This is a genomic window from Bartonella tamiae Th239, from assembly GCF_000278275.1.
GTDB lineage: Bacteria > Pseudomonadota > Alphaproteobacteria > Rhizobiales > Rhizobiaceae > Bartonella > Bartonella tamiae.
The window spans coordinates 2,162,120-2,174,988 of sequence record NZ_JH725147.1 but is presented as its reverse complement, the minus strand read 5'-3'; the positions used below and the strand labels follow the sequence as shown (position 1 = coordinate 2,174,988).

The 12,869-nt window shown below is 39.1% G+C and carries 11 protein-coding genes and 1 riboswitch; of the genes, 6 read left to right on the top strand and 5 right to left on the bottom strand.

Annotated elements, in window-relative coordinates:
* Positions 1-27: 27 nt before the first annotated feature.
* The 5 genes from ME5_RS09740 to crcB form a co-directional block, all read right to left on the bottom strand.
* Positions 28-1,344 (bottom strand): NAD(P)H-dependent oxidoreductase, encoded by a 1,317-nt coding sequence (locus ME5_RS09740; RefSeq protein WP_008040646.1) that lies wholly within the window; start codon positions 1,342-1,344, stop codon positions 28-30.
* 579 nt (positions 1,345-1,923) lie between these two features.
* Positions 1,924-4,716, bottom strand: a complete 2,793-nt coding sequence (gcvP, locus tag ME5_RS09730) for an aminomethyl-transferring glycine dehydrogenase (protein ID WP_008040644.1) — start codon at positions 4,714-4,716, stop codon at positions 1,924-1,926.
* Between the two features lie 4 nt (positions 4,717-4,720).
* Positions 4,721-5,089 (bottom strand): glycine cleavage system protein GcvH, encoded by a 369-nt coding sequence (gcvH, locus tag ME5_RS09725; RefSeq protein ID WP_008040626.1) that lies wholly within the window; start codon positions 5,087-5,089, stop codon positions 4,721-4,723.
* A gap of 4 nt (positions 5,090-5,093) precedes the next feature.
* Positions 5,094-6,200, bottom strand: a complete 1,107-nt coding sequence (gene gcvT / locus ME5_RS09720) for a glycine cleavage system aminomethyltransferase GcvT (RefSeq protein ID WP_008040624.1) — start codon at positions 6,198-6,200, stop codon at positions 5,094-5,096.
* 43 nt (positions 6,201-6,243) lie between these two features.
* A riboswitch (glycine riboswitch) is annotated at positions 6,244-6,335 on the bottom strand.
* 480 nt (positions 6,336-6,815) lie between these two features.
* Complete coding sequence (crcB, locus tag ME5_RS09715; RefSeq protein ID WP_008040622.1) at positions 6,816-7,247, bottom strand: fluoride efflux transporter CrcB; 432 nt, start codon at positions 7,245-7,247, stop codon at positions 6,816-6,818.
* Between the two features lie 139 nt (positions 7,248-7,386).
* On the opposite strand from crcB, the gene ME5_RS09710 reads away from it, so the two are divergent.
* The 6 genes from ME5_RS09710 (at position 7,387) to ME5_RS09685 (ending at position 12,591) form a co-directional block, all read left to right on the top strand.
* On the top strand, positions 7,387-7,899 hold the full coding sequence (locus ME5_RS09710; RefSeq protein WP_035000426.1) for a prolyl-tRNA synthetase associated domain-containing protein: 513 nt from the start codon (positions 7,387-7,389) through the stop codon (positions 7,897-7,899).
* Positions 7,900-7,987: 88 nt separating this feature from the next.
* The gene (gene trxA, locus ME5_RS09705) at positions 7,988-8,938 is read left to right on the top strand and encodes a thioredoxin (protein ID WP_008040618.1); all 951 of its coding nucleotides are present in this window, start codon (positions 7,988-7,990) and stop codon (positions 8,936-8,938) included.
* 88 nt (positions 8,939-9,026) lie between these two features.
* Positions 9,027-9,692 (top strand): LON peptidase substrate-binding domain-containing protein, encoded by a 666-nt coding sequence (locus ME5_RS09700; protein WP_008040617.1) that lies wholly within the window; start codon positions 9,027-9,029, stop codon positions 9,690-9,692.
* A gap of 15 nt (positions 9,693-9,707) precedes the next feature.
* Positions 9,708-9,896 (top strand): Trm112 family protein, encoded by a 189-nt coding sequence (locus tag ME5_RS09695; protein WP_008040616.1) that lies wholly within the window; start codon positions 9,708-9,710, stop codon positions 9,894-9,896.
* A gap of 156 nt (positions 9,897-10,052) precedes the next feature.
* Complete coding sequence (gene leuB, locus ME5_RS09690; protein WP_008040615.1) at positions 10,053-11,165, top strand: 3-isopropylmalate dehydrogenase; 1,113 nt, start codon at positions 10,053-10,055, stop codon at positions 11,163-11,165.
* 394 nt (positions 11,166-11,559) lie between these two features.
* Positions 11,560-12,591 (top strand): aspartate-semialdehyde dehydrogenase, encoded by a 1,032-nt coding sequence (locus tag ME5_RS09685; RefSeq protein ID WP_008040613.1) that lies wholly within the window; start codon positions 11,560-11,562, stop codon positions 12,589-12,591.
* The last annotated feature ends 278 nt before the right edge of the window (positions 12,592-12,869 follow it).

Below are 12,869 nucleotides of genomic sequence, written 5' to 3'. Positions count from 1 at the left end.
AAACTTTAAAAATGCGTTTTTCACAATTCAACCGTAAATCAATTTGTCTTGTTTTCTACGTAATCGTACTATCCATTGCTCTTCATTAATATCGACATTGTCTTGTGTAATAAGTTCATTTTTTTTAATGGGCGCCGTGACAGTCGCGCCTTCTAATAATCCACATGGAATAGCACCTTTTTTGCGCGCTTGATCTATAGGCATCGTCCATGCACGATAGGTATAAAGACCAATAAAATCAAGTTTTTCACCAGTCTGAAGGTCCTTTTTGGCAACGGCACAAACCTCTGCCACAGGGCGCTTTAAGGGAACCATATCTGGTTTATTATATAGCATAACACGAGCGCATGTGAGTGGGACTTCCATCGCTGTGAGATGATAAGGTCGATGAAAGGTAAAATAGGGTCCTTCACCTATTTTTAAATCTTCCATACGTTCGCGAATACGGGGATGACGCATTTCAGCAACCACAAAAACTCCGGGAGATACACCTTTACCAATGGAATAATCGACAACACCTGAACGGCTTAAAATGCCACCATCTTCTTTTGGTATTAAAACTTTATTCAAACAGTTAATATCCGCCTTTGGCCCATGCATGCCTTCACAATCGGGAACCAATCCTGTGGCATTTGCAATGGCTGTCATTTCTACCATTGTTTTTGAGCCATCAATAAATTCTACCAGCATGCGCACATTCATATCACGTCGGGCAGCTTCATCTTCATAATCATCAGGTGTCGCATCAAAAATTAAAGGATTATTCTTACCTTTACCTGCCGCGATGATTTTGTGACCTAATGCTGAAACAAATTCTATAAGCTCCATACATGATGATGGTTCATCGCCTGCACCTAATGTATAAATTAAGCCTTTTTTATCGGCTTCATATTTTAAATAAGGACCGATTGTTACATCGGCTTCAACATTCATCATGACAAGATGTTTATTGTTTTGTAGTGCTTTATAACCAATTTCTGCGCCCGCTTCTGGGTAACCTGTTGCATCCACAATAATGTCAATAAGCTCATTTTGAAGTAAAAGATCCAGATCATCTGTTGCTGCAATTTTACCATTTTCTATTGCAGTCGTCATTGCACGTGCATTGTGTGCTTCATTGACATGACCTTTTTCTTGATAAGCGGTTTCAGCAGCTTTTATAACACGTGAGGGCGTGCGTGTTGCTACAGCAGCAACTTCTATCCCATCCATTTGTGCAACACCTGATAATAAATCAGTGCCCATTTCGCCACAGCCGACAAGGCCTATTCGAATGGGATTGCAGTTTTCCTGTCGTCGTTTGAGATCTCGCGCTAAACCTGTTAAAGCCACATTGCTTGTCATAGAAATCTCCACGAAGTTAAATTTTGTCAAAAGACAAAGAGTTCATTTTATAGAATGTCTCTACATTATGTGCTCATTATTGCTCTAAAGAAGCGAACGTTAAATTGCAACAAGTGCATTATATTGGTTTATGATATAAAACCTATTCATTTTTCCAGCATAATTTATTTCACGTTTTTAATGCGCATATGACATTTAAGGATTTCATTATAGTCTCATTCGATAAAAAAAGGTTTTTCAAAATTAAAAAAAACTTTACCATCTGATATGAAAAAAAGCCTTTTTATGCGCTTTAGAATGCACAATAAAATCTATTGGACCGATTTTATTGTGCATAATTTTTATGCCAATATAAAAATCAAAGATTTCAAAAAAATATTATACCATGAGGTCTATAATGCTATGGATGCCTATTGGTTTGTATTTGGCTATACTCGTTTCCAAAAGGTATGGGTTATAATAAAATATCAGCCAAATTCTTGTATGTTCTTTTTAAAGAATGGCTTAATAGACCACCCTTATTTTATAGTTTTATTCAAAAAAGGCTGCTTCATTTTCTTAAGAAAGCAGCCTTAAAATTTAATAATTTGTAAGAGGTGGACACGAACAGATCAAATTTCGATCACCTGATACATTATCAATGCGAGAAACAGGAGGCCAATATTTTTGTGTAGGATCACTCTTTTGATCAGGAAATGCTGCAACTTGTCGTGAATAGGGATGCTCCCAATTATCAACCAGTGTGTCTGCCAATGTATGAGGAGCATTGATCAGTGGATTGTCATTTTCTGGCCAACCGCCAGCACCCACTTTTTGGGCTTCTTGCGCAATAGAAAGAAGTGCATCACATAAGCGATCAATTTCAGATTTTGGTTCCGATTCTGTTGGTTCAACCATTAAAGTTCCAGCTACAGGAAATGACATAGTCGGTGCATGAAAGCCATAATCAATGAGACGTTTTGCAATGTCGTCAACACTTATTCCATATTGATCTTTCAAAAGACGGGTGTCAACAATACATTCATGTGCAACACGCCCTTGTTTGCCTTTGTAAAGAATAGGATAGGCTTGAGAAACAATATAGGCAATATAATTTGCATTTAAAATAGCCATTTGGGTTGCTTGCTTTAAGCCATCAGGTCCCATCATGCGAATATACATCCATGTAATCACCAAGATAGATGCACTGCCATAGGGCGCTGCAGAAACTGCATAATCACTGTCACACTGATCATGCCCTGGCAGGAAAGCTTCCAAATGTTTGGCAACCCCAATGGGACCTACGCCTGGTCCTCCACCGCCATGTGGAATGGCGAAAGTTTTGTGCAAATTCATATGGCAGACATCTGCACCAATATCTGCAGGTCGTGCCAAGCCAACAAGTGCATTGAGATTTGCACCATCAAAATAAACCTGCCCACCATTATCATGAATAATGGTACAGATTTCTTTAATGCTTTCTTCGTAAACACCATGAGTCGAGGGATAAGTAATCATAAAGGCAGAAAGATCTTGTTTGTGCTTGTGCGCTTTATCTCTAAGATCTGTGACATCAACATCACCGTCTTCCAAACATTTTACAACCACCACATCCATGCCTGCCATATGCGCTGATGCAGGATTTGTGCCATGTGCTGATGCTGGAATTAAACAAATCTTACGATGATGCTCGCCACGTGATTCATGATAACGCCGAATAGCTAAAAGACCGGCATATTCGCCTTGCGCTCCAGAATTGGGTTGAAAGGACACTGCGGCAAAACCTGTAATTTCGCAAAGCCATGCTTTTAATTGCATCATCATGGTTTGATAACCTGCGCTATCGCTTTTTGGCGAAAAGGGATGAAGACTGGCTACTGATGCCCAGCTGACGGGAAGCATTTCGGCGGCCGCATTCAACTTCATTGTACACGAACCAAGGGGTATCATCGTGCGATCAAGCGCTAAATCCTTATCAGCCAAGCGTCGTAAAAACCGCATCATTTCTGTTTCTGATTGGACAGCGTGAAAAAAAGGCTGACTTAAAAAGGAACGATCTCGCTCATTACCCATTAAATGTTTTTGAGCCTTATCAGGAAGCTGAGCATCAAACATTTCAGCCAAAGCTTTGGCATCGTCTTCATTGGAAAGTTCATCAAAATTAATCGCAATATGATCGTTGTCAAGACATCGAATTAAGCGACCTTTTTGCCTTGCTTTATTGACATATTCTTCGGCTTTATCCGTAACGCGTATGGTTACACAATCAAAAAAAGCATTGCCAATCACTTCATACTTTGCAGCCTTCAAACCTTCGGCAAATCGTGCTGTAAGATGATGGATGCGTTGTGCAATAGCTTGTAATCCTTTAGGACCATGCCAAATGGCATAGGCTGTCGCCATATTTGCTAGCAAGGCTTGCGCTGTACAAATATTTGATGTTGCTTTATCCCGACGAATATGCTGTTCACGAGTTTGTAATGCCAGACGAAATCCTGTTCGTCCTTTAGTATCGATAGATTGACCAACAATACGCCCAGGGATCAAACGAGTTAAAGCGTCATTCACGGCCAAATAACCTGCATGGGGGCCTCCAAAGCCCATAGGAACACCATAACGTTGCATTGAACCCACAACGATATCTGCCCCCCATTTAGCAGGAGCTTCCATAAGTGTTAAAGCTAATGGATCAGCCGCAACGATAATTAATGCGCCTTCAGCCTTTGCTTGTTTGATGATTTCGCTATAATCAATAAATTGCCCCTTTGTATCAGGCCATGATAATACAATTGCGGCTGTCTCTTTATCAATTGTGCCATTTTTTACGATTTCAAAACCCTGGCTTTGCGCACGTGTATGCGCAACTTCCAAGAGTTGTGGATGCACTTCGCTTATCATAGAAATTTGTGTTTTTTTATTGCGTGAAAAGCGCACCGCAATACTATTGGCTTCCGCCAATGCTGTTGCTTCATCAAGAAGAGAGGCCGCAGCAATTGGCAATCCAGTTAATTCGGCAACCAATGTTTGAAAATTAAACAATAATTCAAGCCGTCCTTGACTAATTTCAGCTTGATAAGGCGTGTATGCTGTGTACCACGCAGGATTTTCAAACAAATTACGCAAAATAACAGGTGGAACAAAAGTTCCATGATAGCCTTGCCCTATAAAGCTTTTATGCAGGTGATTGTGATCCATGATTTGGCGCAATTCTTCCAATGCTTCTGCCTCGCTTGCTGCTTTTGGCAAATCAAGTCCGCGGTCAAAACGAATAGAGTGAGGAACAGCTTGTTCTACCAACTCCTCTAATGAAGAGACCGAAAGCTTATCGAGCATTTCTTTAGTGTCTTCATGGCGCGGACCAATATGGCGTGAAGAAAAAGGAAGGTCTTGCATTATATTATCCTATTAGTGTTTTATAAGCTGTGGCATCCATGAGACCATTTAATTGGGTTTCATCGCTTAATTTCATCTTCCAAAGCCACCCTTCTTTTTCAGCTTTTTGATTCACAAGTGCTGGATCTGTCGTTAAATCTTCGTTGATTTCGTTCACGTCTCCATCAACAGGCGCATAAACATCTGAAGCCGCCTTCACAGATTCAACGACAGCCACACTGTCACCTTTGGTCACTTTTTGACCAACTTCTGGTAATTCCACAAAAACGAGATCCCCCAATTGTTCTTGTGCATGATTGGTGATCCCTACGGTTGCAATGCCGTTATCAACACTGATCCATTCGTGATCTTCAGTAAAATACAAATCAGCCATTATGTTATCCTTTAAAATAGCGATGTTCGATAAAAGGAAGAGAGTGAACAGAAATTTCAATGTCTTTTCCGCGCACTTTCGTGAAAAGTTTTGTGCCATTTTCAACAAATTGCGTTTCAACATAGCCCATAGCAACAGGAGCATTGTAAGAAGGACCAAAACCACCAGAGGTGATATGACCAATCTTTTTCCCACTATGATCAAACAGATCTGCACCACTGCGTACAGGTTGACGTGTTTCAGGCTTTAAGCCTATACGCTGTGTTGTAGTACCGTGTGACAGAGTGCCTAAAAAAGCTTGGGCCCCCACAAATGCTGCTTTTTCACGCACGGATTTGGAAACAGCCCAAGTGATTTTCGCTTCAATAGGCGTTGTGTTTACTGTAATATCATTGCCATGCAAACAAAGTCCCGCTTCCAGTCTTAAACTATCACGAGCCGCAAGACCAATCCATTCGACACGCGGATCGGCGACGATTTTTTCTGCCAAATTCACAGCATCTTGTTCTGGTAAAGCTATTTCAAAACCATCTTCACCCGTATAGCCAGACCGTGTCATGAACCAGTCTTTTTGTGGTTCAAAACCTTGCATGAAGGTGAGATCAGTGCCAGCCATGTTAAGATCAGCAATAATGTTTTTAGCTGCTGGGCCTTGTAGTGCTAAAAATACGCGATCAAGTGGCTCCAAGTGACAATCAAAATTGGTTGCTCGTTTTTGAAGCTCTTCAATATCAACTTGTGCGTTGCCTGCATTCGCAACAATCATAAAGCGCGTTTGACCTAGGCGCGTAACGATGAGATCATCTATTATGCCAGCATTTTCATTTAATAAATAATTGTATCGCGATTGCCCTTCCTTGAGGGCATGTGCATCAATAGGCAATGCATAATTTAAAAAATCAGCGGCTCCTGACCCTTCAACACAAATTAATTTCATATGAGAAATATCGAAAAGACCGGCCTGTGCCCGTGTGTGTAGGTGTTCTTTCATGACGCCAAGTGGATAGGTCAGAGGCATATTCCAGCCTGCAAAAGCACCAAATTTCGCTCCCGCTTTTTCGTGTAAATCATGCAATGGTAGATGTTTTAAATTTTTTTGATAATCAACCATAATAACTCCCAAATTGCGCCTATATCCGCCTAAAGCGGTCTATGAACGCCCCTCTGTCTGATGCCTGAGAGACTCGTGACAACATCCACTTACACCTTCGGCGCGGGCTTTTCCCGACTTTCCAGAGTTGTTTTTTCCTTTTTACGGTTCCTTATGCCTGAGAGATTATGGGCAGTTTTCCCCTTCGGCGGCAGCAACACGGTTGAAGTGTTTCCACGCTCTCCCGCAAAAAGATGAAAAAGAAGTCAAATCTTTCCCAAACATTTTTCAATCTCTAAACGAAGATATAAAAAAAGTCATCTTTTTATTTTTCTTTAGGCCTATAAATAATGCATTCTCCACAACAAGACTAAGGCCATTTCATTTTGTGGAGATGCTATGAGAACAATTTTTAATAATGAGAAGAAATGACACAGGAAATATGGATATTTTTAAGATGGCTCAAAACAGTTATCAACAAAATTTCTCATATCTAAAGAACACATAAACAGCTTCATGCTGCATTGTCAAAAAAACAAAGAATGAGGATATATCATCCATTTTTAGTTTCTTTTTTTGTCTTAAAAATTTGACGGGATCTTTTCAGCAAAACTACCTGTGTTTTTAAAATTATTCTTATTGGTTTTTATTTTTTTCTGTTTGTTCTTGAACCAACTTACTAGGATTTTTATTGATTTTTTGTGCGCAATAAAAGCCAATAGTTGTCGCACAAAGGCATAAAACAACAGAAAGAAAAATATTCAAAATGCCTCGAATAAAGGCCCCTTCGCGCAATAGTTCAATGCTTTGTAGGCTGAAAGATGAAAAGGTTGTAAAGCCACCGCATAGTCCCACAAGCACAAAGAGACGGAGATTTTCAGACATTGGAAATTTAGCACCAACAATGGAGAGTGCACCAAAAAACGCAATAATGAAGGAGCCGATAATATTGATAACAATCGTTCCTACAGGTAGGTTTTTACTGAGACCTGCCATTGCAAGACCAAGCCAAAATCGTCCAATACTTCCAATTGCTCCGCCAAGAGCGACATATAATGTTGCTGTCATAATTATCTCCTAAGCGTTTTTTATCTCATCATGCTTTTCTTGTCACTCTTTAGGGTTTTCACTTTTGAGTAGTTTCAGTATAGTTTACGAAGATATGAGACAAAACAATACTTTGTGAAATAAAATGCACGAAAATAAAATGCGAAAAGATCCACAGCCTTTGTTCGATTTTTTAAATAAGTTAGAAATTGTTGTTACAACACATTATCATGAAGCACTGTTTAAAGTGAGTGAGGGGGAGCAGATCAAAGCTAAAATATCTGGCGGTCATACCAAAAAATTTTTTTTAAAAGACAAAAAAGGGCAGTATTTTTTAGTGATTTTAGAAGATTATGCTTTAGTTGATCTTAAGCAGCTGCATAAAATTATTGGTGCATCGGGTCGTCTTTCCTTTGGTAGCGCAGAAAAATTATCGCAATATTTGGGTTTATATCCTGGAGCTGTTAGTGTTTTTGGCTTGTTAAATGATAAAGAAAATCACGTGAGACTTATTCTTGATAAGGATTTGATGCAAAACATTTACATTAATTGTCATCCTTTAACGAATGAAGCTACAACATCAATCCATCGCGATGATTTGTTAAAATTTGTTGAAGCAACTCATCACGATGTAAGAATACTTCATATTTCCCAAAATCAAGGGTTGAATTAATATTTATAAAACACGACTTTGACTTTATTGTGTGTGAATTTTGCTGAGATGCAATCAAAATGATACGGTTAAATTGACAGGAAAAATAATGAGCGATAATCCTTTTGTACCATCAGACGGACAAATGACGGGCAATGTTAACTTGGATGCTTTAAGTTTACAAAGCAATGAAACGTTTATTAAAGAAACATCGACGGCTCAGTTTCAAAATGATGTTATTGCTGAATCAAAAAAACAACCCGTTTTGGTTGATTTTTGGGCGCCATGGTGTGGGCCTTGCAAACAATTGGGGCCTATTATTGAAAAGGCTGTAAGAAATGCCAAAGGTGCGGTCAAATTAGTTAAAATGAATATTGATGACCACCCTGCAATAGCTGGACAGATGGGAATACAATCGATTCCTGCTGTTATTGCTTTTGTTGATGGTCAAGCTGTTGATGGATTTATGGGCGCCAAACCCGAAAGTGAAGTGAAAGCCTTTATTGCAAAACTTGCAGGAAATGAAAAAGAAGAGGCCATTGTCGCTGCATTAGAGGCAGCAAACCAGATGGTTGAAAGTGGTGATAAAACACAAGCCGCAGATTTATTTGCTCGCATATTACAACAAGCCCCAGAGACGATCGGTGCGATTGCGGGTCTTGCTGATATTATGGTTGAAACAGGCGAAAGTAAACAGGCTCAAGACCTCATAGCTACAGCTCCTCAAGATAAGGCTGATGATCCACTTTTACGTGCCGTTGAAGCAAAAATTGCTTTAAAAGAACTAACAATACATTTGGGTGATCCAGAAGAGTTGAAAAAACAAATTTTACAAGATCCGAATAATTATCAAGCTCTCTATGATCTTGCATTAATACATCAAGCGCATAATGAACGTATGGAAGCTGCTGATTTGCTTTTATCGATTATTAAAAAGGATCGTCAGTGGAATGATGATGGCGCACGCAAGCAGTTATTGCAACTGTTTGAAGCTTGGGGTCCAATGGATACAGCAACCATTTATGCACGACGGACATTATCCTCTTTATTATTTTCTTGAAAAAGAAATGAATAAAAATAAATTATAATAAAATATGATAGGGTTCATAAACCATAATAATTTTTTGAGATGAACGAGTAGGAATGCTATGAAATCTGGAAATGCGCATTATAATAGCGTAACTGATTTACCTGAAGAAATTGCCCTTTTTCCACTGGAAGGTGTGGTTCTTTTGCCGGGTGGCTATTTGCCTTTAACTGTTTTTGAGCCTCGTTATCTTGAAATGGTTGAAGATGTTATGAGTCATAATAAGCTTATCGGAATTATTCAACCTTTAGAAGAAAACACCATAGATGAGCAAAAACCACAGCTTTTTGCAACAGGATGCATTGGACGCATAACAACATATAGTGAAAACGGTGACGGGCGATTATTAATCGGCTTGCAAGGCGTGTGCCGATTTCAACTTTTAAAGGAAAGAGACACACAAAAATCTTATAGAATTGCCAAAATTCTACCAGAAATCTACGACCTTTTTGACCGTGAAAACGGCGATGATATTAATCGAGAAGAGCTTTTAAGCACTTTTGAAGAATTTTTACATGCCAATCAACTCGATGCTGATTGGGATAGTATTACGGAAGCGCCAACGCAAACGTTGGTGAATGCTTTATCTATTATTGCACCGTTTGGAGCTGCTGAAAAACAGGCTCTTTTAGAAGCACCTGATGTAAAAACGCGTGCGCAAACATTGATTGCTTTAACAGAACGTTCTCTCATGGTTCAAAATGGTGATGACATAGCGCTCAACTAAAGGTTGGAACTTTTTATGACACATATGACAGACCCAAAATTATTGGAACTTCTGGTTTGTCCCATTACAGGAACGACATTGCATTATAGTGCCAAATCTCAGGAACTTATATCGTTAAAAGCGCGTGTTGCTTTTCCTATTCGTGATGGTATTCCCATTATGCTTGCTTCTGAAGCACGCCAGTTGAATGAAAATGAAATTTAATACTTTCTTATGGTTTCGCTTTTCAAAGAGCATGCTATAAGGGTAGTAATAGGTGTTCTTTTCCTTTTTGTTCAATGCCTAAATTTTGAGCAAAATAGTTGCAATGAATGCGCGTTTTATGCGTTTGACATGTTTTAATAAAGGGGCAAAATATTCATGGCATCCAGAAAACTTTTTCTTCTACCCGGTGATGGTATTGGCATTGAAATCATGGCAGAAGTGCAAAAAATTATTTCTTATTTAAATGATGAGCTCGGTCTTGATTTTGAATGTGAAGAAGGTCTTGTTGGGGGCTCTGCTTACGATAGCCATAAAAAGGCGATTTCAGAAGATGATATGGCGCGCGCAATGGCCGCAGATGCCGTTTTATTTGGTGCGGTTGGTGGGCCAAAATGGAATGATGTTGCTTATGAAGATAGACCTGAAGCAGGTCTTTTACGTTTGCGTAAAGAATTGCAACTTTTTGCGAATTTACGTCCAGCCATTTGCTACAAAGCTCTTGCTTCGTCATCATCTCTTAAGCCCGAATTGGTTGAGGGTCTTGATATTTTAATTGTGCGTGAACTTACGGGTGGTGTTTATTTTGGTGAACCAAAAGAAATCATTGATCTTGGCGATGGACAAAAAAGAGCAATAGATACGCAAATTTACGATACTTATGAAATTGAGCGCATTGCCGCGGTCGCTTTTGATCTTGCCAAAACACGAAAAAATAAAGTCACATCGATGGAAAAACATAATGTGATGAAATCAGGGGTGCTTTGGCGTGATGTGGTGAATGAAGTGCATAAAAGGGATTATTTAGACGTCACACTTGATCATATGCTTGCGGATTCTGGCGCCATGCAAATTGTTCGCGCACCAAAACAATTTGATGTTATCGTTACAGATAATCTTTTTGGTGATCTTTTATCCGATATTGCTGCCATGCTTACGGGTTCTCTTGGCATGTTGCCATCAGCCTCTTTAGGCGCACAAAATAAAGCGAATGGGACGCGCAAAGCGATGTATGAGCCCGTTCACGGTTCTGCTCCCGATATTGCAGGACAAGGTATTGCCAATCCTATTGCAATGATTGCCTCTTTGGCAATGTGCCTTCGTTATTCATTTTTGATGAATGCCGAAGCTGATCGTTTGGAATGTGCGATTGCAAGTGTTTTGGATGATGGTTTACGAACGCCAGATATTTACGCCCATGGCATGACCAAAGTCTCCACCAGTGCAATGGGTGATGCGATTTTAGAAAAATTCAAAACAATTTCTCTTTAACGGAGGTTTATATAGTTTGATTTTTTTTTGAATAACGTTTTATTTTTCAATGTAGGAAAAACGATGCGATCACTCTTTAACTATTCAAAGAGTGTTTTGAGAATTATTGTAAAATGCGTTTTCTGTTTATTGACTTGATCATAAAAACGATTAAAAATAGAGCTAATTAGGAGTGTGACATGCATATTTATGCCAACGAAATGCACAGAAAATACCATCATCTTAAAGATGTTTTTTCGGTGCTTGGCAATTTAAAGCAGGTTGATAACTTCAAATATAAAACACTAAAAACGCGTTAAGACTTCTTGGCCAACTTACCCTCTCCTGGGTTCGGCCCAGGAAACAAACACCAAAATTGGTAATGATATAAAGGGAGAGCAACAGGAGTTAAATGATGGGTTTTAAGGTTGCAGTTGTTGGCGCAACAGGAAATGTCGGGCGCGAAATGCTCAACATTCTTGAAGAACGTGGTTTTCCAGCTGATGAAGTTGTGCCATTGGCATCACGTCGGTCACTAGGGACAGAAGTTTCTTATGGTGACAAAACCTTAAAAGTCAAAGTTTTGGATACGTATGATTTTTCTGATACGGATATTTGCCTCATGTCAGCTGGAGGCAGTATCGCTAAAGAGTGGGCACCTAAAATCGGTGCTGCAGGTTGTGTCGTCATTGATAATTCTTCTGCATGGCGTTATGAAGCTAATATTCCGCTCATCGTTCCAGAAGTTAATCCAGAGGCTATTGATGGCTTTAAAAAGCGCAACATTATAGCAAATCCAAATTGTTCGACGGCTCAGCTTCTTTTGGCATTGAAGCCTTTACATGACGCCGCCACTATTTCACGCGTTGTTGTTTCCACATATCAGTCTGTGTCGGGTGCTGGAAAAGAAGGCATGGATGAGCTTTTCGAGCAATCGCGTGCAGTTTTTGTTGCTGATCCCATTAGTGTTAAAAAATTTACAAAACGTATTGCTTTTAATGTTATCCCCCATATCGATACATTTATGGAAGATGGCTATACAAAAGAAGAATGGAAAATGATGGCGGAAACAAAAAAAATGTTGGATCCTAAAATCAAGCTTTCTGCTACATGTGTGAGGGTTCCTGTTTTTATTGGCCATGGTGAAGCTGTTAATGTTGAATTTGTAAAACCAATTTCAGCGCATGAAGCGCGTGAAATACTACGCAATGCACCAGGTTGCCAAGTCATTGATAAACGTGAAGATGGTGGCTATATGACGCCTTACGAATGTGCTGGCGATGACGATACATTTATCAGCCGTATTAGGGAAGATATTACTGTCGAAAATGGTCTTTCGTTTTGGGTTGTATCAGATAATTTACGTAAAGGAGCAGCTTTGAATGCCATCCAAATTGCTGAATTGTTGATTGCGCGTAACCTTATTATTCCTCATAGTGCACACTAAACATTTGATAAAATGTGGGAGTAAAAAGAAGGGCACTCTTTTAAATTATCGCAAAAAAAGTGACTAAGATTTTTTTACCTTAGTCACTGAAATTTTTTATTGATGTGTCACACTATAAAGTTTATTAAAATTGTGGTTTATTGATTTTATCTGTACTTTTTATTGAGACTGATTCAAATTTTTACATTTTTTTATAAAAAATGTGTCATTGTATCAGAGTATCTATATCAAAGTTTTTATTGCGCTGTTTTTAAATCAATTTCCCTTATTCTCATTAT